At 48.6% G+C, this 25,706-nt stretch carries 20 protein-coding genes; 6 read left to right on the forward strand and 14 right to left on the reverse strand.

Annotated elements, in window-relative coordinates:
- Positions 1–6: 6 nt before the first annotated feature.
- Together AAIG11_RS08525 and AAIG11_RS08530 are read right to left on the reverse strand one after the other, a co-directional pair.
- Positions 7–1,176, reverse strand: coding sequence for a PP2C family protein-serine/threonine phosphatase (locus AAIG11_RS08525; protein ID WP_343185820.1), 1,170 nt, complete (start codon positions 1,174–1,176; stop codon positions 7–9).
- Positions 1,177–1,178: 2 nt separating this feature from the next.
- On the reverse strand, positions 1,179–2,921 hold the full coding sequence (locus AAIG11_RS08530) for a [Fe-Fe] hydrogenase large subunit C-terminal domain-containing protein (RefSeq protein ID WP_343185821.1): 1,743 nt from the start codon (positions 2,919–2,921) through the stop codon (positions 1,179–1,181).
- A 692-nt stretch (positions 2,922–3,613) separates the two neighbouring features.
- On the opposite strand from AAIG11_RS08530, the gene AAIG11_RS08535 reads away from it, so the two are divergent.
- The 3 genes from AAIG11_RS08535 (at position 3,614) to AAIG11_RS08545 (ending at position 6,362) form a co-directional block, all read left to right on the forward strand.
- The gene (locus AAIG11_RS08535) at positions 3,614–3,760 is read left to right on the forward strand and encodes a hypothetical protein (protein ID WP_343185822.1); all 147 of its coding nucleotides are present in this window, start codon (positions 3,614–3,616) and stop codon (positions 3,758–3,760) included.
- 5 nt (positions 3,761–3,765) lie between these two features.
- Entirely contained in the window at positions 3,766–4,692 is a 927-nt protein-coding gene (locus AAIG11_RS08540) for a hypothetical protein (RefSeq protein WP_343185823.1), read from the forward strand.
- A gap of 314 nt (positions 4,693–5,006) precedes the next feature.
- Entirely contained in the window at positions 5,007–6,362 is a 1,356-nt protein-coding gene (locus AAIG11_RS08545; protein WP_343185824.1) for a WG repeat-containing protein, read from the forward strand.
- A gap of 337 nt (positions 6,363–6,699) precedes the next feature.
- Here the strand turns inward: AAIG11_RS08545 and AAIG11_RS08550 are convergent, their stop codons facing one another.
- The 7 genes from AAIG11_RS08550 to AAIG11_RS08580 all read right to left on the reverse strand — a co-directional run bounded on the left by AAIG11_RS08550 (position 6,700) and on the right by AAIG11_RS08580 (position 14,532).
- The gene (locus AAIG11_RS08550; RefSeq protein WP_343185825.1) at positions 6,700–7,866 is read right to left on the reverse strand and encodes an ABC transporter substrate-binding protein; all 1,167 of its coding nucleotides are present in this window, start codon (positions 7,864–7,866) and stop codon (positions 6,700–6,702) included.
- A gap of 124 nt (positions 7,867–7,990) precedes the next feature.
- A complete protein-coding gene (locus AAIG11_RS08555) occupies positions 7,991–9,214 on the reverse strand; it encodes a nitrogenase component 1 (protein ID WP_343185826.1) in 1,224 nt (407 codons plus the stop codon).
- Positions 9,215–9,275: 61 nt separating this feature from the next.
- Positions 9,276–10,613: a nitrogenase component 1 gene (locus AAIG11_RS08560; RefSeq protein ID WP_343185827.1), complete on the reverse strand. Its 1,338-nt coding sequence runs from the start codon at positions 10,611–10,613 to the stop codon at positions 9,276–9,278.
- Positions 10,610–11,521, reverse strand: coding sequence for a nucleotide-binding protein (locus AAIG11_RS08565; RefSeq protein ID WP_425499417.1), 912 nt, complete (start codon positions 11,519–11,521; stop codon positions 10,610–10,612). The genes AAIG11_RS08560 and AAIG11_RS08565 overlap by 4 nt, the downstream gene beginning before the upstream one ends.
- The gene (locus AAIG11_RS08570; RefSeq protein ID WP_343185828.1) at positions 11,521–12,318 is read right to left on the reverse strand and encodes an ABC transporter ATP-binding protein; all 798 of its coding nucleotides are present in this window, start codon (positions 12,316–12,318) and stop codon (positions 11,521–11,523) included. The genes AAIG11_RS08565 and AAIG11_RS08570 overlap by 1 nt, the downstream gene beginning before the upstream one ends.
- Positions 12,311–13,330 carry a FecCD family ABC transporter permease gene (locus AAIG11_RS08575; protein ID WP_343185829.1) on the reverse strand — a complete coding sequence of 340 codons (1,020 nt, stop codon included), beginning with the start codon at positions 13,328–13,330 and terminating at the stop codon, positions 12,311–12,313. Before AAIG11_RS08575 ends, AAIG11_RS08570 begins: the two co-directional genes overlap by 8 nt.
- A 5-nt stretch (positions 13,331–13,335) precedes the next feature.
- On the reverse strand, positions 13,336–14,532 hold the full coding sequence (locus tag AAIG11_RS08580; RefSeq protein ID WP_343185830.1) for an ABC transporter substrate-binding protein: 1,197 nt from the start codon (positions 14,530–14,532) through the stop codon (positions 13,336–13,338).
- Positions 14,533–14,652: 120 nt separating this feature from the next.
- Between AAIG11_RS08580 and AAIG11_RS08585 the strand changes: the two genes are divergently transcribed.
- Positions 14,653–15,345 (forward strand): Crp/Fnr family transcriptional regulator, encoded by a 693-nt coding sequence (locus AAIG11_RS08585; protein ID WP_343185831.1) that lies wholly within the window; start codon positions 14,653–14,655, stop codon positions 15,343–15,345.
- Positions 15,346–15,467: 122 nt separating this feature from the next.
- Complete coding sequence (locus AAIG11_RS08590) at positions 15,468–16,379, forward strand: chemotaxis protein (RefSeq protein WP_343185832.1); 912 nt, start codon at positions 15,468–15,470, stop codon at positions 16,377–16,379.
- Between the two features lie 102 nt (positions 16,380–16,481).
- Here AAIG11_RS08590 and AAIG11_RS08595 read toward each other — a convergent pair whose 3' ends face one another.
- Both AAIG11_RS08595 and AAIG11_RS08600 read right to left on the reverse strand, forming a co-directional pair.
- Positions 16,482–16,946, reverse strand: coding sequence for a chemotaxis protein CheX (locus AAIG11_RS08595; protein WP_343185833.1), 465 nt, complete (start codon positions 16,944–16,946; stop codon positions 16,482–16,484).
- Positions 16,937–17,809 carry a response regulator gene (locus tag AAIG11_RS08600; RefSeq protein ID WP_343185834.1) on the reverse strand — a complete coding sequence of 291 codons (873 nt, stop codon included), beginning with the start codon at positions 17,807–17,809 and terminating at the stop codon, positions 16,937–16,939. The genes AAIG11_RS08595 and AAIG11_RS08600 overlap by 10 nt, the downstream gene beginning before the upstream one ends.
- Positions 17,810–18,243: 434 nt before the next feature.
- Here AAIG11_RS08600 and AAIG11_RS08605 point away from each other — a divergent pair, with 434 nt between their 5' ends.
- Positions 18,244–19,065, forward strand: coding sequence for a M55 family metallopeptidase (locus tag AAIG11_RS08605; RefSeq protein ID WP_343185835.1), 822 nt, complete (start codon positions 18,244–18,246; stop codon positions 19,063–19,065).
- Between the two features lie 104 nt (positions 19,066–19,169).
- On the opposite strand, the gene AAIG11_RS08610 is transcribed toward AAIG11_RS08605, so the two are convergent.
- The 3 genes from AAIG11_RS08610 to AAIG11_RS08620 form a co-directional block, all read right to left on the reverse strand.
- Positions 19,170–19,889, reverse strand: coding sequence for a B3/B4 domain-containing protein (locus AAIG11_RS08610; protein WP_343185836.1), 720 nt, complete (start codon positions 19,887–19,889; stop codon positions 19,170–19,172).
- A gap of 496 nt (positions 19,890–20,385) precedes the next feature.
- Positions 20,386–22,113, reverse strand: a complete 1,728-nt coding sequence (locus AAIG11_RS08615; RefSeq protein WP_343185837.1) for a B12-binding domain-containing radical SAM protein — start codon at positions 22,111–22,113, stop codon at positions 20,386–20,388.
- Between the two features lie 2 nt (positions 22,114–22,115).
- Positions 22,116–25,706: a B12-binding domain-containing radical SAM protein gene (locus AAIG11_RS08620; protein WP_343185838.1), complete on the reverse strand. Its 3,591-nt coding sequence runs from the start codon at positions 25,704–25,706 to the stop codon at positions 22,116–22,118.

Genomic DNA, 25,706 nt, shown 5'->3' on the forward strand with positions numbered 1-25,706 from the left:
TTTGTGTTAAAAACGGGTGATGGTCACCTGTTTCCCCATTTTTTTGAGGATGGTCACCAGTTCTCCCACCACATGATATTTCCGGTTCAGGTTTTCAAAGTCGGAGTGTTGCCGATGGGCTTCATTGACAGCATGCCCCATAAAGAGGTGAATGCGAGTGGACTGCTGCAACAGATATTGGGAGAGCTGGCCGGCGCCGTGCTTTTCTTTCAGCCGTTGTCTCACATTCTGAGTCAAGTGATATCGCTCAAGATTTCGCAGGGTTTTCAGTGTATAATCCAGTGTCAGAACCCCTTCGGTAATCAGGTCAATGCCTTTCATGCGGGAAATGGGGGGAATCCGGTCGGTGACACTGCTGGTCTCCACCACCAGCTCCCGGCCTGTTTCCCGGGCCACAATGTTGGCCGCCGTTCCGCCGCAGATGACCTTGCTGCCCTCACTGGCCAGAAAAGCCTTCACCAGGGGCACGTCTTCATTCCGGGAGACGGGGGGGCCGACGAATAGATTCAGGGGACTGGCCTTTCTGTACTTCAATGTCACAGCAGTCGCATCATCAGCCGGGTGGCCGTCATACAGGTCATGGCACTTGGTCATCAGCTCCCGGGGCAGCATTAACCCACTCTGAGTCGCTGCATTTTGCCGCAGGTACTCTGCCACATGCTCCCATTGCCACCCCATGCTGAGCAGATTTCCTTTCCCGGCATGCACCACCCCATCAGACACCAGGGTCAGGCTGTCACCCGGAGCCATGGTCCCTTCGGTTTCAAAAATTTTCTTGCCGTGAAGCATGGATGCACCGGTATCCTGATGAAACACCATTTGTTTTTCCCGACTGAAATAGAAAGCCGGCGGGTTGTCGTATTCCACCACCCGCACTTTTCCCGTTTTTTCCATCTGAACAATGGTAAAGGTGGAGTAGGCCAGCCCCAGTTCCTGGCACACAGGCAGTGTGTTCACGATGGTATCCACCACCTGGGAAAGCTCGGCACCTTTCTTCATCATGGTGGCCGCAATCTTCGCCGTCAGTCCTGCCAGAATGGAAGCTTTAACGCCGCTGCCCATGCCATCGGAAAGCACCACAATCACACCGTCTTCGGTTCTCACTATTTCCACCTGATCTCCACAGGCAATTTCTCCCTGTTTCACCAGTTGTGCCACACCCACTTCAATATCCATGTTTATGATTCCTCCGCCCTGTCCAGGGTCAATGCCATCATTTGATCCAGTATCACTTTGGTTTCTGCAGTGGTTTCTCCCAACAGGCTGCAAATCTCCTGGGCCACCCGCATCTGGCGGTGAATCACCTCTTGGGCGGTTTCCACCGTTTGCCGCCGAACTGCCCGCAGCTCCTGCTCTTTCTCTTCTTCCCGGGTGACATTGTTGAGAATGGCCAAAATAGTGTCCTGTTCCCGAATATAGAGCAGATGCTGAATCACCGTCAGCCCCTGGCTTTCCAGGTAGACTTTTTTGCCGCACTGGCTGGTTCCAGTTTCAAAAACCTCCAGATAGTCTTCAAAGTCCAGGATTCCCGCCAGATGCACCCCCACTTCTGCTGTTTCGATTTTTAGATGCTTCACCGATGCCGGATTAATGCTGGTTACCTTCAACTCCCGGTTCACAGTGAAAATAAAGTTGGGGGAATGCTCAAAAATCAAATCGGAAATGGTTTCAATCTTTTTGCGCATGTAGGGAAGACACATGGAATCATTGGCCATGTGGTTATAAACGGCAATGGCCCGTTCCCGGCAGCTGTCAAAACCACAGGTGCCGCAGTTCAGTTCTTCTGCTGGCTTAAACTTCCCCATTTCCTTGATGATTTCTTCCAGCCGTTCCGGTGGAGGCATCTTCCAGACAACCTGTCTGTCAGGGAAGGTTCTGGCGAAAAATCCGGGAAGATGTTGCTTGGGTTTGTCTGCCTTCTCATGAAACGGCTGGTGCGTGCTGCTTCGTTCCTCGATAAGTTTCTCCATCATCCCGCGACGCCGGTATACTGTGGCTGTCTGTTGATTAAAGGCCGGGCCGCCGAGACAGCCGTTTCGGCAGAAAGAAATGTCCACAAAGGCGGGTTGCAGCTCACCCCGTTCCATGGCAACAATCGCTTCCCTGCATTGTGCCACCCCTTCCACCTGCACGAAGGTTCGGAGAGATGCTGGTGTCACCTGTTCATAAAAAGACCCGTTACCCTGGAAACTAAATCTGACGGCCCGCTGGCTGCCCTGCCGATCCATGGGCTGAAGGGGCAGTTCTTTCCAGTGGGGACAGTCTTCCTCCAGCCATTCTTCCAGTTCCCGGAAGGTGAGAGCCGAATCCACCGCTTTGTCCACTTTGGAGAACCACAGGTTTTCCACCCGGCTGGCAATGCAGGGGCCAAAGTGGATGACACGACTCGCTTGTCCGTGAGTTTCCTTAAGGATTTTTCCGTGGGCGATCATGGCCGGCACCACCGGTGCCATGTATTGGCGAAGCTCGGGATGGTATTTTTGAATCAGCAGATTGGCAGAGGCGCAGCCGGCTGTAATAAAGTAGGGTCTGTCCCACTGGCGGTAGGTTTCATGGATGGAATCTATCAGAGCATCCATCCCCACACTGGTTTCTTCCACCACCTGAAACCCCAGAAAGCGCAGGGCTGCCGGCAGCCGCCCTGCATCATCGCCAAAGTAAGCCGCATAGGTGGCATCCAGGGAAGCCAGCATGTGTTGCCCATTGGATATGAAAGACTTGATTTTTATAAGGTGATTTCTGGGTGCCTTGTGATTGTGGGGACAAATGATGAAGCAATTGCCACAGGCAATACAGCGGGAGGGGTTGATACGGGTGAGGTTTTCCTTGAAATTTATGGCTTTCACCGGGCATTGGCGAATGCATTTGTAGCAGTTCTGGCAACCGGAGGTGGCAAGTGTCAGGGCATCGTTAACTCTCATAGGATCTGCTTCCTTTCTTAAACTCCCTGTAACTGAATGTATTTTACTGAATGACAGACGCTGCAAATGCCCCCTGCAGAACAAGAGGCATTTGCTTAATGGGGAAGATGTGAGCTGTGTTGGATGGTAAAAGCAGTTAATATTGTTAAGTTTTTAACTTTTATACTTGTCTATAATATAACATAATATTCATCTAAAAGGAATGCCTTCTGCAGGATTATTTTTAAAATAACCGCCTTTTTAAAGCACTTTATCTCTCCCAGGAAAGTCTTGCATCTTTATTTTTCTGCTGCATGTATTTGATTGAATATTCATCCGCAGCTGCTCTGACTCTATTAAGAGGTACTGATACTGATGATGTTTGTCATTTTTTTAACTTTCAGAATCTCATCTTTCCTGTCTATGCCTTGTCTATAATGAACTCATAGGGCGGGGTCATCTGGCATCTTGTCACCCTGATCTCCATCGACCTGCTTGAACCTTACCTTTCCCCTTTCTGGAAAAATCAACTTTCGAAAGCCTTCTTCAATTATCATCGTCCTATTTCCCATTCATGAAGGCAAGGATTTCATCCAGCTCACAGGTTGGCAGGTTGGCTGCTTTATTGATGGTATGTTAAAATAAGAGGAATCAATCACGAAAATAAAATCGTTGAAAAAAAGAGTGCCAAAGCTCTTTGGAGGTGAGTTCCAATGGATCAAAGCTTCAAAATTGCTGTGTGCGATGATGATCAAATGATTCGACATCAATTGGAACAAGCCATGTCACTGTTCGATGTGAGGCCCATGCACTTTCTAATTAAACCGGCAAAAGATGCCAAGATTAAAATAGGGGGCTGATAAAAATGAAAAAAGCAGTTTTTATAATCATTTTATTGACTGGTATATTCAGCGGTTGTGCAGGCATTAATGCAAATGAGGATAAATCATTAAATGATTACTTAAAGCTTTTTAATCATGCAAATTCATTTCAATATAATTTAATTAATGAAGAAATATTTAATATAGATACAGTAGCTAATGGAGTCACTAATGGCAGTATTAACAGTTATGCAAACTCTACTTTTGTAAGAAAACCTTACTTTAAAAGCACTATCTTGACAACCAAAGAAACCTTGCCCAATTCAACAGTTTTTGTAAAAACGATTGAAGAATTCTCAGGCGATACGTTTGAACCATCTCGATTCATCACATATGATATAGAAGCTTCCGATTTTAGCATTGATGACCAAGGTAATATTACCTTAAATGAGGAATTTGAAAATGCCATTAAAATGGAAAAGGAATCTTTGAAAGGTATGCCCTTGTCTATTAAACAACTGAATGATCCTTTTCTTTTGATCGTTTTTCTGATGGAACAAAATTTAGATTCTTTTCAGGTTGACAAAAATAACAAAAATGAATTTGAAATAGTATACAGAGGTCAGATTAAACCGGATACTTTGGTAGATTACTATATCTATGACGGCAATGAAATTTTTAAAGAGGTACTTTATGGCGATTATGGTGGCAATATGACACGTGATGCACTAAAAAATGAAACAATAAAAAACAATTACAATACGTTAGTGGAGCCGCTAAATGCATTATTGTTTACAGACAAACCGGCCTTGGTTACATTTACCGTAAATACCAAAGAGAATACCTATGATATTATTATTGATATCACTAACGCAAGAAACGAGCTTTATAAAGAAATGTATGCCGATACCCAGGCTGTCAATGTAGAAAAAAGAGTAATGGAATATAAAAACATAACGATTAAAGAATAGAACACCTCAATACAGCCTATTCACTTTTCACTATGGTATAAAATCATCAGGAAACCTATCACAACGGTGGTGAAAAGTACTGGTTTGATGAAGATTGGGATAACCATGATTTCTATAGTGGATCATGAACACATAAAACTTGCTGTCAGGTACAGTCGTATTAAATATGTTTTAGGAAATTCGAAATGGAGCTTTACTACCCCGCAATGCAGCAACATCATGCTGAAAAAGTGAGCCCCTCGAATGAAAAGACTAAACATTGTTACCGAGGAAATTACACACTGTTTTGGACTTGACTTCCCAGGAGGAGTTTGATGAAAAGAATAAACAAAAACATCTATGCTACGCTTGTCTTTTGCTTGGCTGCTTTCTTAATGTCCTGTGGAAATTCACCTGAACTTGTTTCTCAGGAAGATGTGTCTAAAGCTACACCTGAGATGGCACCTGAAAGCATCTACGGATATTCCCTGCTACCCGTCTCTGTTGACAGTCAATGGGGTTTTATGAACACCAGCGGAGAAATCGTCATTGAACCGGTTTTTCAACAGGTGCATGCTTTTAGTGACAATGGACTGGCTCCTGTTCAGGTTGATAACCTGTGGGGCCTGATTAACAATAAGGGTGAGTTTGTGGTTGAACCACAATTTGATTATATGCATCATCAATTCTCCATGGGGCTTATTGGTGCAGGAATCGTTGAACCTGGTGAATTTGGATTCCTAAATAAAGATGGAGATTGGGCAATTGCGCCGACAGACATTCTTGCTGGACATTTTAACGAAGAAGGCCTTGCAGTGTTTTCAATTAATGAACAGTATGGCGTGATGGATATCAACAGAAACATCCTCATAGAGCCAATGTATGATTTTATTTTCGATGCTGCTTTATTAGACTGGGAACAAGTTCCTTTTCTGCTGAACGACCAGTGGGGATCCATGAACCGGCAGGGAGAAGTGGTTATTGAAGCCACGTTTGACTCTCTCTTTCATTTTGATAAAGCGGGCATGGCTCGAATAGAAAGTCATGAGGGGTGCACGTTTGTTGATCTTCAAGGGGAAGTTCTTTTCAGCGTAGAGGCCGATCAATGTGACGATTTTGTGGGTGACTATGCCCGGGTGACAAAAGACGGTAAATGGGGCTATATCAACCGCACCGGTAAACAAACCATTGATTTTGAATACGATGATGTGTCTGTTGGCGGCTTTGACCACGATTTGGCAGCTGTGATGAAGGATGGCCTGTGGGGATTTATTAACCCAAAGGGTGAATGGGTAATTGAACCTGCTTATGACTTAACCAATGGAATAGTATCTGACGGCCTGATAGCCGTGCAAGAAAATGAACGGTGGGGCTTTATTGATCTTCAGGGTACCTATGTAATCCAGCCGAACCTGCTGAACCATGGCCCCTTTATCAATGGTATCGCCTGGATTGTGAACGAAGAAGGCAAGGTAGGGTATATGGATAGCCAGGGAAACATTGTAATAGAGCCACGGTTCGACAGGATAATGAGTTCCTCTGCCCTTCCCAAAGGATATAGTTTTAGCGATGATGGTTTTGCTCTGGTAAAGGAAGAAAATAGCCTGGGAATCATCGATTTGCAGGGAAAGTATGTTCTCCCACCAACGATAGAAAGGATTCTCTTGGATGGTGTGGAGGTGCTGCAATGACTCAAAATCAAAAATGGCTAATTGGCCTGACCTGCTCCATAATACACTGTTGTAAGGCGAATGTCTTCTCCTTGTGGCAGACTCGTCATAGAGCCAGGAAAAAAGTGCTTACGTCAGAAGAAAGTTCTGCTTGCCATAGAGCGATCATACTCCTTACCGTATGACTGTAAGAACATCTTTCGACTCACATCTAGAACCATCAAAGTCCCGGCTGATTTCTCCCGGGACTTTTTTTAGTGACGTTCTCAATAGCATGCATCTTTAACGTGTGGAAAAAGTCATTTTAACGCTTTTCCCCATAAGCCGGAACCCTGTTTCAGGCTGATGGAATCTGTCTTTAGATTCCCTGGGCTGCTTCTCTCACAGGATTCAGGATTTTTTCCACTTCTTCATCTGACAGGGAGTAATAATAATATTCCAGGTAATAGTCTTTCAGAATTTGGCTCATGTCATAAGTGAATAATTCGGGATGATTCTTTTGAGCCAGCCACTGGAGCATGAGGGGTGTGTCGCCGGAAGGGGCGAACCACCGGTAGATGCCCAGGGGAATTTTGTAGACCTGGCCATTCTTAACAGCCTCAATCTGGCTCCAGTCCAGGCCTTCGATGGTGTTATTGTAAAAGTCTTCCGGCATTAACTCGGTGAAGTTGGTGATGTAAATAATTTCAGGGTTCCACCGGTAGATTTGCTCCATATCAACAGGCGATTGGCCCTGAAGATCGTCTTCGGCCACATCGATGGCTCCTGTGGCATTCAGCCAGTAGTTGCCAAAAAAGCCTTTGCCTGAAATGATGGGTTTCCCGTCGGTGTAGTTGAAGAGCATCATGGCCCGGGGCTTTTCTGCCACATCGCTGACAGCGGCGGCAATGTCAGCTTCTGCCCGGTTGCCATATTCAATAATCCCCTTGGCCCGGTCATCCAGGTCATAGATTTGATCCAGCAGTTCCAGCCAGCTGTTGATGGTGGCTAAGGAGTCGCCGGCTGCAACACCTGTGGTACCAATGGCCACAGTGGTAATACCCGCTTTGTCGTAGAGGTCTATCTGACCGGATTCAGCACGAATGTAGACCACGTCGGTGTTCAGTTTCAGCAGTTCCTCAATGTTGATTTCGTCCCCTGCTGCAAACCCGGTATTGGCATTGAGTATTTCTGGTGCCAGGGTTGCCAGCATGGAGTTTTCAGCGGCACTTTTGGAGGCAGGATGCATACCCACGATTTGTTCGGCGGTGCCGGTTGCCAGAAAATACACAGAGGGAAAGGGTAAAATACGGTCTGTGGCCACCCGGTCAATGGATTCGGGCAATTCAACTTCCCGTCCCAATTGATCGACGATGACTCTTGGCGCTGCCATGGATTCTTCAGAAGCAGCTGCCGGTTCGGCGGCAGGGGGCTGGGCCGGTGTTGCTGGTTCGGCGGGTGCAGAGGCACCGCAGCCTGCCAGAAGCAATGCCAGTAAGATGGCCGTCAGTGCTATTCCTTTTCTTTTCCCAACTTTTTTCACCATCAATATAAACCTCCTTCTCATCATCTTCATCTTATGATCAAAAGCTCATTACCAAATAAATCTCATTTAAATCCCACAATCCGGATTCGTTCATTGTTGTGCTTTTCCATGAAATCCAAGAACTTCACTTTCCTGCTTCCTGTGTTCGAAACTCCTTTTTAAGGCTTGCCTCTTTTAAATGCAGCAGGCTTCTTCCCTGTTTAAGCGCATCGGGAAACAAACCGGTGTACTGCAGGGAATGATCCCAGTGGAGACGGCTGGACACCGCCAGGTGAGGCACCGGGCAAAAGCGTAGAGCTTCATCCTGAAAAAAGGATTGGAACAAGGGGTCGCCCACCACCAGGGTATAGCGATTTTGGGAGGCCAGTTCCATCAAATCATCTTCTGTGGTGAGAAGACGATCATCTTTCTCCATGAGTACCTTATCCATTTGAAAAAAAGAGCATACGTCCACGTTGCTGACGCCGCCTTCATCTTCCAGATATTCCCGAAAGGCATTGGCCCAGATCTGTTCGCCAATGACCAGGCTTCTGCCGGGGGAGTTCATTTGAGATAGAGATGCTTTCAGAGGCATCATGTGATGACCTGCAGGGTTTTTCAGCTTTCTTGCCAGCCGCTTGGCAGAGCGTTTCCCCACAGGAACACCGGTGACATAGGGCATGCCGTACTCCTTTTCCAGATACCGGGCGGCTTTCAGTCCTGCCCCGGAAACCACCAGGTTCACATCCCCTTCCAGAGTGGCTTTGATACTTTCCATCCCGTTGCCATCCATACCCCAGATACTGTTGATACGAAGCTGATAATGCTCCAGGGCTTGTCTTACCAGTGTCATTTGCTCAGGTCCCCAGTAGTCGAGGGGAGTGGCCCCGATCACATTCACACCACCTTTTTTCTTCTTTCCCGGCTTGACCCAGTGAACCGCCAGTTGCTCAAAAGCCTTGGATGCACCGATTTCGTAAGTTTCCATCCCTGTGGTGTTCAGGGGAATCACAGGAATCTGCTGTTCGTCCATGAGAATGCGGGAAAGGCTCTGGTGGTCGCTGGCAATCACCGCTGAAGTGGGCGTGCCCAACATAAGAATGAACTGAATGTCGCCGGTGAGACGGGCCTCCCGGATTTTTTCCAGTAACACGGCTTCGTCGCCGGTGATGGCATGAATCTCCCGGAGACCTGAGCTGAAAACCCGTCCGGGTTCGTTGAAAAACCGAGGTTCGTCATAGCCTGTCACATTGCCGATGCACCCGTCGGCACCGTTGAGAATCACTGCCCCGCCCAGGGGATAAAACACCGCACTGGCTCCCGAATAATCGGGAGCAAAGGGGGGCAGTCGTTTTAAGATGGCTTTCATGTTTTTCCTCCTATACCAGCAGATTTTCGATGCCAACTCTTTCAGTATTTCATCATTTTTGTTACACCACCAGGTTGGCCCGGTAGATGCGCTGGGTCAGGTCGTACCGGTAGGGTTCTGCTTCCTGAATTCGGGTGATGAGTTTTTCAGTGCCCCGGTAGCCGTACAGGGTTTCGTCGAAGGGGAGTTCCACCAGTTTTTGGGGTTCGAAGTAGACGGCGGCATCCAACCCCAGGCACAGATCCACCTGGTCTACATAGGTGTGTTGGGCCGACAGACTGGGATCAAGATCTGGGATCACCTGCAGGGCTGGTGCATGCTCCTTCAGCCAGGCCACATGTTTCTCTTCAGAATCATGCACCGCCTTGGCCAGCACGTAACGGACGTCGATGCCCAATTCCGTTAAAAGCCGGGCCAGTTCAAAGGGACGGGCGTTGAGGGTGGCACCGATGGCCGCTGTCATTCCTTTCATGGCTGGCTTTGCCCTTTCCATGAGGTGCCAGGCAGCGGCTTCTGCTGCTGCCGTATTCAGGGGAATGTCAAGTGCCAGCGCCTGGGATAACTGCTGGTAGTTTTCGTTGATCTCTGTCGGGTGAAAAGCAGTGAAACCTTCCACAAAGGGTTGTTTTCCCCGCTTTGCCATGGCTTTGACCGCAAAGGCACCGGCAGGCTTCACCAGCAGATTGAGACGGCTCTTTCCCATGGATTCAAAAGTTTTCAGCGTGGCACACTCGGTGATGTGACGCAGACGGTAGCCACCGGCATGCCGCAGGGCTTCGTGTATTTCTGATTCTGAATCCAACTGGCCGAAGGACCCAATGACATTGATATGCCGTTCACCGGTACCATCTTCCGGTGTTTCATTTGCCGCCGGATACTTTAAAAACTGATAGATGCTGTGCTGGATCATCACTTCCGGTGGTTTTTTGGTATCGGACATGATAGGGTTCATTTTGGCCCGAACAACGGGAATGCGGTGACGTTCAGAGGCTACCCGAATGATACCGTCAAAGTCGGCTCCCAAAAGATCGTCCATGCAGGTGGAAAAAAGGATCATCCCCGCAGGTTTTTCCGCTTCTATTAAATGGTCAACCGCTTTTTCCACCCGATCAAGATAGGAACCCACCACAATTTCTGCTTCTTCCACCAGCAAATACCTGACCATGCGGCTGTCACCTGTCTGCAGGGCTGCCACACCCCCATGCCGGCCACAGCCGATGGGAATCACAAACAGCACCAAAATTTCGGGTACCAGGCAGGCCACCCGTACCACGCCCCAGCCGCCGCCGGAGGGAGCACAATAATGGAGAGCGTTGCGACGATTCACTTTGCTTTGCCGGGTGTTCACCTGCTGCTGCAAATCACCAATGGGAATCATATAAGGCAGGGGGCTGTTCATGCACATTCACCACCTTTGCAGCTGCCGGCACATACCTGGGTTTCTGCCTGACGCTCCACAATGCTGTTTTCATCGGTGGCTTTCCCGGCATGACCGGCAGTGTCATCTTTACCAACCGCCGGCATTTTTCCGGTTTCAGGGGAAAGTGCTGCTGTGCCAGGATAACCGGCGATGATGTTGTCGGCAATGGCTAAAATGGTCTGGGATACCGGCAGCGAAAGATCGCCTTCGATGACGGTTTTGTTTTGATCTTCATAGATTTGAATGTGCCTGTCCCGTTCCACCGTGCCGATGAGTCGGGTATCAGCCCGCTCCACAAAATCTGCCACGATGACTTCTTCATTTTCGATGTTTCGCTTGTTGAGAATGACTCCTTTGAGCCGGGCATAGTTTCGGTCCTGGTAATGATCCACTGCCATTTTAATGTTGCCGGCGGCAAAGAGGGCCATTTTTTCTCCTGAGGTGACAATAATCACTTCTTCTGCATAACCGTTGCGAATGGGCATGGCAAAGCCACCGCAGACCACATCTCCCAGCACATCGTACAGAACAAAGTCTGGGGCGAAGGTTTCGAAGGCCTCCAGCTCATCCAGCAGTTCAAAAGCGGTGACGATGCCCCGGCCGGCGCAGCCGGTACCCGGAGATGGACCACCGGCTTCAAAGCAGACAACTCCTTTGTAGCCAATGGTGGCCAAGTCGTCGATATCGTCACAGCTTCCCTTTTTCAGCAGGTAATTCACAATGGGTACACTGGCTTTTCCGCCGGTGAGATTAATGGTGGAATCGGCCTTGGGATCGCAGCCAATCTGCATCACCCGGTATCCCCGGGTGGCCATGGCGGCGGCAATGGCACTGGTGAGGGTTGACTTTCCAATGCCTCCCTTGCCGTAAAAAGCTATTTTTCGCATTACACTGCCTCCTTTGCCAGTCCCACCGGAAAAATGCGCTGATGGGTTTTGGCGGCATCCTGCCACTCCACCATCTGGCTGTCCACATGGAAGTAGGCCCGAATGGTTTCGTGGTTAATCAGGTCTTTGGTGTTGCCGAAATCCCGCCTGTTGCCGCTTCCCAGCAGCAGGGCCTTGCCTCCCAGACGGAGAGCATGGTTGGGATAGTGGGTATTGATGATGGTGGTGAGTCCCAGTTCTTCCCGAAGCTGTTCCATGAGATCCAGAATAATCAGCTGGTTCTTCATATCCAGATTGGATTCCGGTTCATCAAGAATCATCACTTCGGGATCATTGACAATGGCCCGGGCGATGAGGACCAACTGCAGCTGTCCCCCGCTGATCTGCCGGGTAGACTGGTGCATTAAAGGGGCAATGCCCACCCGGCGAATGGCAGTGATGGCTCGCTCCACATCTTCTTTTGAAGGTCTGGCGTTCAATCCAATGGCAGAAGCCCTGCCCAGCAGCACCATGTCCAGCACCGAATATGGGAATACCACATTGCGGGCCTGGGGTACATAACTGACCCGGCGGAAAAACTGTTTGAGGGGAATTTTTTCCAGAGACTGGCCTTCAAACTGAACTTCACCGCTTTGTAACCGCTGAAATCCCAGCAGACACTTCACCAGTGTGGTTTTACCAACACCATTAGGGCCCAGAATCGATAAGGTTTCTCCTTTCGTCAGCTGAAAATTGAGGTCACTGAAAATAGGCTCTTTCTGTCGGTATTCAAAGCAACCATGATGCATGCTAATCATGCCATCCACCTCCTGTTCGTCGCAAAAGCACCGCAAAAAAGGGCGCTCCCACAATCGCGGTTAAAATTGACAGGGGAATTTCTGCCGCTGTTACTGACCGGGCAATGGTATCGATAAGCAGCAGGTAAATGCCACCCATGAGAATGGTAACGGGCACCAACACACGGTGCTCATGACCCACCACCATACGGGCAAAGTGGGGAATCACCAGCCCCACAAAACCGATGATACCTGACAAAGAGACTGCAACAGCGGTGATAACAGTGGTGGCAATGATAATCAGGCCCCGCAGCAGCTTCAGGTTGACTCCCATGGACCGGGCTTCTTCCTCTGGAAGCGAGAGGACATTCAGATGCCATCGAATGGCAAAAATGATGAAGATACCCACACCAATGAGAGGAATACCCAGCCTGAGATCTTTCAGGCTGGTGCCACCCAGGCTGCCCATGAGCCAGTACACGATGCTGGGAAGCTTTTCTTCCGGATCGGCCACATACTGGATGAGGGAGATGAGGGCCTGAAACAGCGCCCCCACAATGACTCCCGCCAAAACCAGCATGTAAAGCTGGGTGCCTTTACCGGTTTTACTGATGCTGTAGGTGAGGGCGATGGCTACTATCCCAAAAACAATGGCCATGCCCTGAATGAACAGGTGATTTTCCGACAGCAGTATGCCAATGGCTGCGCCAAATCCGGCCCCGTAGGAAACTCCCAGCACATGGCTGCTCACCAGAGGGTTGGCAAAGAGAGCTTGCAGGGCCACCCCTGAAACAGACAGCCCTGCACCAATGAGAACGGCCAGAATGATACGGGGCATACGAATGTTCAGCACCACTGTCTGTTCCACATCTGTCCAGTGTTGTTCCACATTGAAAATAACAGAAGAAAGAATGGATACCACTTTGTCAAAGGGAACCATGTAACGGCCAACGCCAGCCGCGGCCAGCATGAGAAAAATCAGCAGAACTCCCAGGCCTGGCAGTACCCATCGGGCCCGTGATCTCTTCTCCATTGCCATCACCGCCGCTGCCGGCTCAGACCGGAAGTGCCGTCGGCAGCTTCCCGGAGGGGGTTGAGAATCCACAGCACTTCATCTTCTGTGAGTTCAAAATCATAGAAACGTTTGTAGTAGGCTTCCACTTCTGCTTCCATGTCGTAGCTGAACAAGTCAGGGTACTGATGATTGGCCATCCATTTCAGCATCAGGGGTGCATCGCCGCTTGGCGGATACCAGCGGTAAACACCCACCGGTTCTTTATAGACCCGGCCATTTTTCACCGCATCCACTTGACTCCAGTCCTGACCGGAGATGGTGTTGTTGAAAAGATCCTCAGGTACAGTGGTGGTAAAACTGCTGATGTAGATGACTTCAGGGTTCCACTGATAAATTTGCTCCATGTTCACCGGTGCCGTCACGTCGATTTCCTTGGCCACATTGATCCCACCGGTACCTTCGATCCAGTAATCGCCGTAATGACCGGTGCCGGGCACCACGATCTCTTCACTGCTGTGATGGAACAGGAACAGCCCCCGCTGCCGGTCTTCTTCGGGAATATCAGCCACTTTTTCAGTGATTGCTGCGGTAATTTCCCGCCCGTAATCAATGACCGCGCCCACTTGATCCTGCTGCCCGAAAACGTCTCCCATGATTTCAAGCCAGGTTTGGAGCGTCAGAAGGGCATCGCCGTTCCCCTGGGTGTTCACCCCGATGGCCGTGATGCCGGCTTCATCAAACTGCTTGGTCTGGTTGGCGTAGTCGGCCCAGTAAAAGACCACGTCCGGGTTCAGTTTCAACAGTTCTTCCATGTTAATGTCAGTGCCTTCAATAAAACCGGATTCCACATCCAGAAGTTCCGGGTACATGACGCCCATGATGGAATTTTCGATGGCGCCCTTGGATCCGGGATGCATACCCGTTACTTTAGACACCGGTTCGCCGGTGATGGCGTAGATGCTGGGGAAGGGAAGGGCTGTCATGACCACCCGGTTGATTTCATCGGGAATCACTACTTCCCGACCACTCTGATCCACAACAGTTTTAGGTGCTTCTGCTTCACCAGATGGCTCTCCGGCAGATGCCGGCTCCTGTGTTGCTTCAGGTGGATTGGCTGCAGATGTTTCGCCACCGGCTCCCGATGATCCGCAGGCTGTTAAAGCAACTGCCAGCAAGATGATGACTGTCCATCCTGCAAGGCGTTTCATGTACTGATTCATTGTTGTCACTCCTTTTTAGTATTGATTTTCATTATCAGTGCTATTATAATGAGAGTCAGCTAACACGTCTATCCAATATTGGACAGACCGCCGTCAAGAAAAGAAATCGGGAGGTGCCTGATGACTCACCAATGTTGTCTTGATCCTTGTACCGGCAAAAGGTCCACCAGTTTTTGGACAGGTCTGGAGGCCGATGAAATTACCGAAATTCTTCAACAGGTTTCCGCCTTCACCCGCACTTTTTCACAAGGCGCTTCCATCGTAGCTGACGACGAAGATGATTACCTGATGTATTTACTGGAAGGTCATGTTTCTGTTTCAGTCGCTCTTGAAAACGGCAAATGCATTCCCCTGCGGCATCTTCACACCGGCGAGGTTTTTGGTGTTTCATCCGGCTCAGAAATAAGCGGAACCCTTGCTTTTTGCGCTGAAAGCATTTCCACTGTTCAGTTCATTCACAAACCACTCTTTTTAGGCCGATTAACTGAACATCCCCAACTTCTGTCCAACTACCTGGCTTTTATGAATCATCGCATCAGTTTTTTACTGAACAAGGTTATTCTCTTCAGCATACAGAATAACCGTCAGCGGATTGCCTGCTTTTTTCTGGGGGAAATGAAGCAACAACAGGATCACCTGTTGACAGTCGACCTGTCAAAAACCTGTTTGCTGGAATGCCTGGGAATGTCCCGGAGCTCCTTCTACCGGGAGCTGAACGCCCTCACAACTGCCGGGGCCATACACCCGGTTGGGCGCAAACAGTACCAATGCAACACCAATATCTTAAATGAAGTGCTTAACAGCGACACCTGATATTCATTAAAACTATTTTGAGTGAAATGTCTTTTATCGGGTAAAATGGTGACTATACAGATGAGTGTTTTGAAGAAAGCCACTCCTGTAAATCAATGGTTCTAAATGGAGGAGATGCACTCATGGATAATCGCAAAGGGATTCTGCTGGAAACCGGCACCAATGAACTGGAGATTGTTGAGTTTCGTATTGGCGAAAACTTTTTTGGCATTAATGTGGCGAAGGTGAAAGAAATCATTCCCTTTATGAAAACCATCCGCATACCCAACTCACACCCTTGTATCAAAGGCATTTTTAAGCCCCGTGACCTGGTAATCACTGCCGTCGACCTTCCCAAATACCTGAATTTGAGTGATGAAGATGCCGATGCCAGCGCGCGCTACATCATATCTCATTTCAACAAAACAACGGTGGGGTTTTTGGTTCATGAAGTGGTGGGTATTCACCGCATTTCATGGGAAAATGTGGAAAAACCAGACGAAACCATTTTTTCCGGTCAGGAAGGCATCGCCACCGGCATTGTAAAAATGCCGGAAAAACTGATTGTCGTGCTGGACTTCGAGAAAATCCTGGTGGATATCAGCCCCAATACAGGCATTCAGCTGTCTGAGGTGTCTAAAATGGGGCCTCGGGTCAGAAGTGAAAAACCCATCCTTATTGCAGAAGACTCCAAAATGCTGACGAATATATTGCTGGAAGCCCTTACCACCGCCGGATATACTTCTGCCACCGTCACCCCCAATGGCAAAGAAGCCTGGGAAACTCTTGAAGCTTATCGGGAAAATGAAAAACTGCCACTTGAAAAGAAAGTGGCATTGGTCATTACCGATATTGAAATGCCTCAAATGGATGGGCACAGCCTCACCAAAAAAATAAAGACCGACAAAGTACTGTCGAAGCTTCCTGTGATCATCTTCTCTTCACTGATTGACGAACAAATGTATGAAAAGGGTGTTGCCCTGGGTGCCGATGACCAGATTACCAAACCAGAAATCGGACGCCTGGTGTCTTCCATCGACCGCCTCATTCTTTAAACTGCTTTCGCAAAAAGACGCTGCAGCAGATTCTCTTGATCTGCAACAGCGTCTTTTTATGTTTGAAAGTATATCAACAATGATAAATCTTCGCAGTACTCCTTATTGAGATCTGACCGCTACATTAATCTGAAGTGCCAGATCATCAGCCTTCATTTCGACACACACATATTTGGTCATGTTCACCATGACTTCAAAATCGGTGCCGTACATGAGTGTTGGCGTGGAAATATTGGTGCTGATATCCATTTTGGAGAAATTAATGCTGGCATTGGCGGTCAGCATGTTGGACAACTCTGAGATGGCACTTTGAGCCATTTCATCCAGTTCAGCCACCGGCATTCCCATCATCATTTTGGAAGCGATTCCTTTCGCCGTTTCCATCTCAATGTTATAGACCACATTCCCGGTGAGCTCTCCCACAATCCCCAGGTTCATAATAACACCGGCACTTTTTATCTTACCCTGCCCCAGAGTAACAGCGCTTTTTTCAATGGTTTGAAATCCAAGCTGGGGCATCACATGGATAAACGCTTCAATAAATGGATTAATCCATTTTACATCCACATATGTTCCCCCTTTGCAAATCCAAAGTTCAAATGCATATCCCCCACAGAAGTATTCGCAAAAATGGTGGTGCCTGCCAAATTGGCCGTGGAGAGTTTCAGGGATTCACCATGATAGATGGTGGGAGGTGCCAAACGAAGGGCATAGAGCTTATTGATCTGGTTGATCATTGAGCAGGCGTTTCCTGCGACCATGTTGGCCAGTTCCGCTGCAGAATTCAGCACCTCATCTTTTGGAACAGTTTCCCGCTTCAACATTTTTTTAACCACCGCTTCAGCTGAGGCGTATGACAGGTCCATTACAAAACGACCACTGAAGGCGCCGATAATTCCCATGACCACAGAAATACCCTGGGATTCAGAGAGCGTCTCTTCCGGTTCCTGAAACACAGGCTTTTCACCAAAAATGCGATTCATATTGTTCATCAGAGATTCCTGAAAAGCCAGCTTTCCCAGTTCGTTCAATTTTTCCAGCAATTGTTCTTCATTCACCAGCCGATCAATCACTTGCCCCAACTCTTCTGAGTCAACGGGTTTCTGCACGTACCCCACCGCTCCAGCTTCTTTTGCCTTTTTCATCATGGCTTCGTCTTTCAGCGAGCTGATGATGACGACTTTTGTTCCGGGATGTCGTTTTTTAATTGCTTTTGTGCACTCCAGGCCATCGGTGCCTGGTATTGTCATATCCATGGTAACTAAATCAGGCTGATGCATACCCACTACTTCAATGGTTTGCTCAAGGGAATCAGCCGAACCCACCACATTGTGTCCCAGATCTGTCAGAACGTTTTCCAGCACACTGACCGAGAAGGGAGAATCATCCACAATGACAATACGCTGTGAAAGAGAAGTATTTTGACTCATTGATATCACCTGCTTTCTAGAAATTGTCAGCACTATCTGCCATCTTCATTAAGTCTTTCATCACTGTCACGAACTGGCAATTATGAAGCACCATAGTTCTATTGTACCATTTATGCAGCACTTTTAATCAAAATGGCGGCAATTGATTAACACTTCTCTAAAATTCGTCGCCATTGTGATTGCAAAAATAAAATCTCCCAGTTTCAGGCTGGCAGTCAACTGATTCCAGCCAATTTCAGTCAAACCCACTCCATTTTGACTTTTTTGAATGCGCTATTTCCCCATTTTACAAGATTCGCCTACAGTTATTTCAGATACGATGGCGTATGATTTCTCAAATTACAAAAAGTTGGTGGATCTTTCAAGTTTTGGTTATAATAGAGGCAGCTTTCTATTCCAGTTATCACACCATCGACTTCAAAGGAGTGATTGTCATGAAAGTATTTATCTCTGCTGATCTGGAAGGGATTTGGGGCGTGGTTTCCCGAAAACAGACGGGATGGGACAAGCCGGACTATACCCGTGCCCGCAAACTGATGACGGATGAGGTCAACCTGTTGTGTGAGGAACTGTTTGCACATGGTGTCACTGAGGTGATTGTCAACGATTCCCATGATTCCATGGATAACATTCTCATTGAACTCCTTCACCCGGATGTGAACCTCATCAACGGCTATCCCAAAGACCTGAGTATGATGGAAGGGGTGGACAGCGGCGTTGACTGTGCCATGCTCATCGGGTATCATCCCAAAGCCGGTACACCTGGGGGCATTTTTGATCATACTTATGCCGGCCGGGTGGTGAACAAGCTCATCATTAATGGGGAAACCGTTGGAGAAACCGGTCTGAACGCTTTGGTGGCGGGTCATTTCGGTGTACCAGTGGTACTGGTGGCCGGCGATCATCAGGTGACACAGGATGCATTGAGTGAGATTGGCCCCATTGCCACGGTGGCAGTTAAAAAGGCACTTTCCCGCTACTGCGCCCGGCATTTATCCCAGAACCAGTTGAAGACGGCTTACGCCGAAGCAGTGACGGAGGCACTGGCAAGCGTTCCCACTGCATCAGTAAAAAGGCACGAAGGTCATTTTGCATTGACGCTGGAGCTGGCCCAAGCAGTAATGGCCGATAAGGCGGCATCGATTCCCGGCGTCTCTCGGGCGAACGCCCTGACTGTGAGCTGTGAAGCCTCCGACGCGGTGACGCTGTATCAACTGTTCAGAGCCATGGTGACGCTGGCAGGTTCAGTACTGTAAGAACGACCGTCTGTTTCTTTTCTAAAAAGGGGTTCTGCCGAAATGGCAGAACCCCTTTTATGACACAATAGATCTTTCATTGAAGCGAACGTCCGGCGAGGTCATCAACCCGTTGACGATCGGTCAAATTCAATCATCGGATGATCGCTGCTGACCACATAGGCTTCAGCTGTTCCCTGAAATCGCTGGACAACCAGTGTTTCAATGGATTCAAGTGCCTGACGAAAAAATGATTCCGGTTCATCTTCGAAGCCCACCAGCTGAAAAATAATGTCTTTGCTGGCAAGGGTGGTTTTGCCCAGTTCACTCTGCCGCCAGATCCACTTTCGGGTTTGCACCTGGTCACCACTGGTGAAGATCAGTTCTCCCGGCTCCACTAGTTCCTGTTTTGTTTCTCCAAAGGGAAGGAACTGCTCATTGCCTTCGGCAAAACGAACCGCCAGATCTTCCTCAATATCTGCCAGATCATGGGCCCCCAGGGTGATCAAATGCTCCAGGGAGACGGCGTTGCACAGGTCCACCAGGGCGTTAATCACTGGCAGACTGCCGCCTTTCACCACCCGCTTCAGCATGGCTTCCACCGATACGGGATACTTGTTGGGGTTGATCCCGGCCCGGGTCATCACATCCCGATAGAAGGCCACCGTAGGCCAATCCCTCGGTGCACCTGCAGACAGTTTTACACGCGCACTTGCTTCCGCCTCTCGAAGTCTTTCCAAATCCGTCGCTGATGTTTCACCATTTTGAAGACTCCTGCCAATCACAATGCCGAATTTCAGTTGTGGTTCCAACTGGAAAACGGGAGGCATCACCTGGTAACGCATCTTCTTCACTCCCCTCACTAATTCAAGACTGGTTTGTTGCTCCCCATTAAATGGCTTGAACTGCTGCGAAATGTCACCATAGTTAATTCTGCCTGTTTCAAGACTTGTTTGAACCCACTATATCAAACAATGTCTTGGGTGTCGAATAAAAATGATCGTTCAGCACTATTTATTCGGGCTATTTTTGTCATTATTATGTCAATTTTTGATTGACTCATCTGCTGTTTGCGTGTAGAATGGATTCAATGACTGCAGTCACTATTTTGCTCAGGCTTTGCTTATCTCCCTTTCACCTGACAAAATGGTGATTCACGCTCATCCTTTTTTCTCATCTCTCCCTTTTAAAGAAGGCCTCTGTGTGATCCAGTCACACGAGGCCTTCTTCATATTTATGCATTTATATATGCCTTCTTTCAAGCCACTCCTGAAAATGACGACCGCTTTTTCACTGTCACTTCCTCTGATGTTAAAGCTTCATGGTCTCTATGGTCTTTGTTTAATCCAGTATGAAATGGGTGAGCCAGTATTTGGCATCAAACTGAAACAACACCTCAACCAGCTTTCCATGGAACTCATTTTGACTTTCATAGAACTTGCCATACAAACCATATAGTTCAGCTTCAATGGTTTCCAGGCTCCTTTTTCCGGCACATCGAAGCAGCAGCTCATATTCCAGCGGCGAAAGCGCTATCCCATCAAGCTGAGGAAAGCCCTCAGAAAATGTGATGGAACGCCATAGCTCAAAGGTTCGCTGGGGATAATCCCTGGAGAAGTCCAGCGATTCAACAAAGGCCTGCCCCTCCTCTAAGTAAAGCACATAGTAGTATTCATAGGCTCTGGGATTGGCTGAAATCTCCTTAAACCATCGGCTGCTGATCCCATACTTCAATGCCGCCTGATACTGTTTCATTACCGCTTCCACTTTCATTTCATGATTCTTGATTTTTTGCTGCATCCTCAGACGAATCAGTCTGTTCAGCTCCTGACGCTGCTTCATTACCTGCTCCTGGCTGCATCCCACAGGTGTCACAAAGGGATAGTCATCTCCGCTTTGACGGCCTGATTGATCATGGAGCTGAAGGTTATATTTTTCTGGATTCTCAAAGATCCCGGCTCCGGGGTAGGCTCTTAAAAAGCCTGTAATGATGTCAATGACACCAGGTGCCCGGTCCATCAGCGTTTCAATCAAAGCTGCGGTTGCCCCTGCTTTCTCTTTTGGTCCCCCCACAATAAAGTTGGTGGCCATTTGTGCCAGGCCGCAGTCGGCTGCGTAAGTGACAAAGTCAATCACATCATGGACCTTGATGTGCTTGTTGTACTGGTCAATGACTTCCTGATCTCCCGATTCGATACCAATCTGCAACCGAATCAGTCCTGCATCGATCATGGTGGGCAGTACTTCTTTAAAGGTTTTGATTTGACCCACATGACATTCACAGTACCAGATCAGGTCCCGTTCTTTCCGAATTTCCCGCATGCCCTCACAGAAGACTTCAATGCGTTGACGGTCCATGGTGAAGATGTCATCCATAATCACCAGATAGGTTAGGGCAGGGTTGTTTTTCAGATTGATTTTGATTTCTTCAAGCACCAGGAAAATGCTTCGTTTGCGCACTTTTCGTTTGCCGGGACTGGGAGCACAATAGGCACAGCTGAAAGGACAACCCCGGCCTGTCAAAATGGTGCTTCCATAAGAACGGTGAGGATGCATGGAGGTGTGGTAGGCCGGTAATGGCAGCGTATCCAGATCATCGATAATGTCAGGTGGCGTTTCCACCAGCACCCCGTTCCGGATCATTGCAAGTCCCCTCACCTCGCTGATATCGCCCTGTTTCTTTAAAATTGCGTTGAAAAGCATAGGCAGAGATCGTTCGCACTCGCCCCGAAGCACATAGTCAGCCCCACTCGTTGCAAGAAAATCCCTGCCTAACGCCATGCTGTTGGCACCGCCCACAACAATGGGAATATCATGGCCTTCCTTTATTTTTCGGGACAAGCTTTCGATGATCTGAACATTATCGAAATCGCAGGAAAACCCCACTGCTTCAGGCTGGTTCCTTGTCACCTCCGCCAGAAGATTTTCAGGTTGACCGTGGTAAACCAACGGCTGAAACCCTTCCTGTTCAAGTGCTCCCGCCAGGTAAAACAGCCCTGCATAATCATGAGCGTGCTCGTTATTCCTGTGGGACACATTACAAAGCAGCACCTTCATCCAATCACCCATTTCTAATATGGAACCACCAGCATCCAATATTTTTTATCAAAGACCTTCATTACTTCGATGATCCGCGCCATTAGTTCTTCCGGTGTTTCTTCAAAGGGCTTCCCAAACCGCTCGTAAAGAATCTGGGTAATGGCTGCAATGGTGCTTTTTCCAGTGGCATATTTCAGTACCTCGTACTCAAAGGGCGACAATGCTTCCCCCCATATAAGCGGATATCCCTGGGAAAAGTCAAGGTCCCGCCACATTTCAATCAGCCGCTGCGGTCGCCAATTAGGAAGTTCTTCCGGTTTCACATCTGCAATTCGACTGGCTGCTTCTCTGGCCAACATGGTATAATAGGCGGTCATGGTTGGCTTATGATGGGCTATCATGTTGACCCAGTATTTTGACCTGTTTGATTTCAAGGAGGTACGATGGCAGGTTAGAATCGCTTCATGGCTTAACTCGCCATGGTTCAGCATTTCTTTCACCTCATTCACAAAGTGTTGGAGGTACTCCTGATAGGCAGCCATGATTTCCCGCCGATCCATGGTCTCACTCTCCATGAGTGGATAGTCGGAGATGCTGCCCACACCCTGGGCATCGCAAATCTTCAGACCGTACTTTTCCGGGTACCGCCCGATTTCCGTCATGGGATAGGGCATCACAATGCTGGGAGAAATTTCCATCATCCCAGGTCCCAGGCGCAGGAGTTTGCCACCAAAGAATTTGTTTTTTTCGATATGCTCCCGGTTTTCAAAGGGACCGCCCACCAGAATCACACCAAAAACCTGATGAACCCCGGCATCATAGGCAGCTTTTACCACCATTTCCACCATCTCCGGCGTGATGTTCTTACGATAAACCTTCAGCATGTCCTGATCAACGGTTTCAATACCAATTTGAAGGCGGGTGAGCCCTGCCTCCACCATCTTCTTTATGTCTTCCGGCCGCTTGCTCAGGGATGCCACATCAGCCTCACAATAGAACTGAAAGGGCCTGAGGGCTTGGAGTACCTTTGCTTCCCGGCAAAACTCATCCAGCCACCTGGCATTGGTGACCAGTGTATCATCGCAGAAATTAAAGTAGTTGAGTTCAGGATATTTAAGCAGCAAGTGGCGCATTTCGGCAATGACATTTGCCACACTCCGCTGGCGCATGGGCCGCTTCAGAGCGCCCTCATGACAAAAAGTGCACTGGTAGGGGCATCCCCGGCTGGTCATCAGGTAGAGACCGGCACTGTCAACAGGAGTCATGGTTTTGTCATAGTCAGGAAAAGGCAGTAGATCAAGATTTTCTATGACCGGGCCCTCGCCTCTGTCGACAGCTTGTCCTTTCTCGTTCAGGTAGAATATGCCTGGTATTTCATCCAACGGTTTATTATCCTTCACAGCATTCAAAACAGCCACAGTGGCCAGTTCTCCCTCACCCCGGACAATGGCGACCGCTTTTGACCGGCGCAGGTAGTCTTCATCCAGAGAAAGGGCCTCGGGCCCTCCCATCAGTACAGGAATCCCATATGTTTGCACCATGGCTGCACTTACCTTTTTGGCTGCATGCTTGTTTTCAAAATCAACGGAAAAGCCAATGGCGCTAATTTCATCGAGGGGTAGTCGCTCTAAATAATCCATGGCCTCGTCGCCCCGGCATTCACAGACAACCGCCTCATACCCATTTTCATCCAGATAGCTTGCCAGTCCATAGAGCCCTAAGAAAGCACCGTTTTGGGCGGAGCCCGCCATCTGCATGCCAATGGTTGAGATTTTAAAGAGCACCACTCTGTTTTTCACCTGACACGCTCCTGACTGTGGTTGATGTGTTCCATCTGGGACTGCTGTTTTCGGTTTCAATGGACCAGATAGCACGCACATCCCTGCCCCTTCCAGTTTTTTGATGGTCTCCAGCAAGTGCACCTTAAACCCATTAAAATCTTCAAAACTGTTATGGTATTTGGGATAGAGCACTTCAGCCATTTCCAGCATTGTCAGTTTGCCGGAGGTATATGTCAGCACTTCAAACTCGAAGGGCGAATAGACAAACCCATTCAAAACGGGTATTTCCCTTGCCAGTTCAGGTGTCAGGGAAAGGAGAGAAATCCGTTGGGGGTATGTATCAAACACCGTTTCCGGATCATAGTCACTTGTCAGCTTGTCCCCTCGCACCCGCGCTTTGTACTGGGCATTGAAATAGGGATAGTGAGCGTATGCCATGCTCTGCCACAACCCCGTCACACCATATGTTTCACTTAGCTTGTAGCTTTCCAGAATCGCCGCGTCGGGGACCTCGCCTTCTCTGAACAATTTTTGCATCAGTCTGGTGTTCATTTCAAAAAACGCATTCCGGGCCGCACAGATTTCTTCAACGCTCAATGTTTCGGTGGCAACCACGGGATAATCACCCACTGAAGTGATGGCCTTTTCATCCTTCACAATCAAACCAAATTTCTCCGGATTTTTGGACATGGCCGTCTCAGGATAGGGCATGTAAAAAGTACTGACCACCTCCATCATCCCTGGGCCGGCTTTTAGCATCTCTTCGACGGTATCGAATGTTTCCTGCAGGGTTTCACGTGTCTCAAGGGCGCCTCCAATGATTATATTTCCAACCAACTGAGGAAGCCCCGCTGCCTGACAAATCTCGATCACTCGAAAGAATCCTTCCCGTGTCACATTCTTGTTGTAGACATCGATGATGGGCTGGTGACAGCTTTCAATACCAATCTGCATCCTCACCAGGCCCGCCTCCACCATCATCTTCACCATTTCCGGGTGCTTGACCACCACATTCACATGGGCATCGGCAAACCAAACGAAATCATGCTCTTTACGCAATTCTTTCAGGTGCTCACAAAAACTTCGTACCCGCTCCTTATCCAGGGTGAACGTATCATCACAAAAGAAGATGTATTTCACACGGGGATTTTCTTTCAGACGGCATCTGATTTCCTTCATCACGTTTGGCACACTGCGTCTTCGCACGTTTTGACTGTTGGCCCCCTCATAACAAAAAGAACAGTTAAACGGACACCCGCGCCCTGAGATGACTGCCATGTGGTTAATCCCCTGATGCTGAACTGATTTGATTTTACCGGTAATCAGCGGGAGGGCGTCCAAGTCATTGATGGGCGGGTAGATGCCATTGTCATAATAGATCCCAGCTTTGTTGAACGAACACATACCCGTAATGGTCTCCCACTGCTGCCGGCATCCTTTCTCCAGGGCTTTAACCGCTGCATAGAGGGAATGTTCTCCTTCACCCCGGAAGACTCCGTCAGCTTGGCTTTCCCGCAGAAAAGACTCGTCCAGCCCTACAGTCTGAGGTCCTCCCACCAGTACCACAGCGCCAAACTCATCCTTGATCACTCTGGAAAAACGCTCCACCGCCGACTGGTTTTCGTAATCACAATATAAACCCACCACTGTCTCTGTATTGCATCCAGTCTCTTTCAAAAATGCCAGGCCCTTCAGCAGCTCTCCTGAAAAAACGGCCACATCGATGCCTTTGCAGGCCAGGGTCTCCGCCAGGGACATCAGGCCAATGGGTTCAATCTGCGTGATTGAGTTTGTTCTTGTTCCACGGTGAATCAGCATTAGTCTTACGTTGACGGGTTTCAT

This window comes from Anoxynatronum sibiricum (genome assembly GCF_039414295.1).
GTDB classification, from domain to species: domain Bacteria; phylum Bacillota; class Clostridia; order Peptostreptococcales; family Tindalliaceae; genus Anoxynatronum; species Anoxynatronum sibiricum.

What these genes read in the sequence shown, in the direction of transcription:
- AAIG11_RS08545 (WP_343185824.1), top strand. Translation starts at nt 5,007, where the DNA reads ATGAAAAGAATAAACAAAAACATCTATGCTACGCTTGTCTTTTGCTTG.
- AAIG11_RS08585 (WP_343185831.1), top strand. Translation starts at nt 14,653, where the DNA reads ATGACTCACCAATGTTGTCTTGATCCTTGTACCGGCAAAAGGTCCACC.
- AAIG11_RS08550 (WP_343185825.1), bottom strand. Translation starts at nt 7,866, where the DNA reads ATGGTGAAAAAAGTTGGGAAAAGAAAAGGAATAGCACTGACGGCCATC.
- AAIG11_RS08590 (WP_343185832.1), top strand. Translation starts at nt 15,468, where the DNA reads ATGGATAATCGCAAAGGGATTCTGCTGGAAACCGGCACCAATGAACTG.
- AAIG11_RS08610 (WP_343185836.1), bottom strand. Translation starts at nt 19,889, where the DNA reads ATGCGTTACCAGGTGATGCCTCCCGTTTTCCAGTTGGAACCACAACTG.
- AAIG11_RS08600 (WP_343185834.1), bottom strand. Translation starts at nt 17,809, where the DNA reads ATGAGTCAAAATACTTCTCTTTCACAGCGTATTGTCATTGTGGATGAT.
- AAIG11_RS08615 (WP_343185837.1), bottom strand. Translation starts at nt 22,113, where the DNA reads ATGGGTGATTGGATGAAGGTGCTGCTTTGTAATGTGTCCCACAGGAAT.
- AAIG11_RS08580 (WP_343185830.1), bottom strand. Translation starts at nt 14,532, where the DNA reads ATGAATCAGTACATGAAACGCCTTGCAGGATGGACAGTCATCATCTTG.
- AAIG11_RS08605 (WP_343185835.1), top strand. Translation starts at nt 18,244, where the DNA reads ATGAAAGTATTTATCTCTGCTGATCTGGAAGGGATTTGGGGCGTGGTT.
- AAIG11_RS08530 (WP_343185821.1), bottom strand. Translation starts at nt 2,921, where the DNA reads ATGAGAGTTAACGATGCCCTGACACTTGCCACCTCCGGTTGCCAGAAC.
- AAIG11_RS08540 (WP_343185823.1), top strand. Translation starts at nt 3,766, where the DNA reads ATGAAAAAAGCAGTTTTTATAATCATTTTATTGACTGGTATATTCAGC.
- AAIG11_RS08570 (WP_343185828.1), bottom strand. Translation starts at nt 12,318, where the DNA reads ATGATTAGCATGCATCATGGTTGCTTTGAATACCGACAGAAAGAGCCT.
- AAIG11_RS08525 (WP_343185820.1), bottom strand. Translation starts at nt 1,176, where the DNA reads ATGGATATTGAAGTGGGTGTGGCACAACTGGTGAAACAGGGAGAAATT.
- AAIG11_RS08535 (WP_343185822.1), top strand. Translation starts at nt 3,614, where the DNA reads ATGGATCAAAGCTTCAAAATTGCTGTGTGCGATGATGATCAAATGATT.
- AAIG11_RS08560 (WP_343185827.1), bottom strand. Translation starts at nt 10,613, where the DNA reads ATGAACAGCCCCCTGCCTTATATGATTCCCATTGGTGATTTGCAGCAG.
- AAIG11_RS08565 (WP_425499417.1), bottom strand. Translation starts at nt 11,521, where the DNA reads ATGCGAAAAATAGCTTTTTACGGCAAGGGAGGCATTGGAAAGTCAACC.
- AAIG11_RS08575 (WP_343185829.1), bottom strand. Translation starts at nt 13,330, where the DNA reads ATGGAGAAGAGATCACGGGCCCGATGGGTACTGCCAGGCCTGGGAGTT.
- AAIG11_RS08620 (WP_343185838.1), bottom strand. Translation starts at nt 25,706, where the DNA reads ATGAAACCCGTCAACGTAAGACTAATGCTGATTCACCGTGGAACAAGA.
- AAIG11_RS08555 (WP_343185826.1), bottom strand. Translation starts at nt 9,214, where the DNA reads ATGAAAGCCATCTTAAAACGACTGCCCCCCTTTGCTCCCGATTATTCG.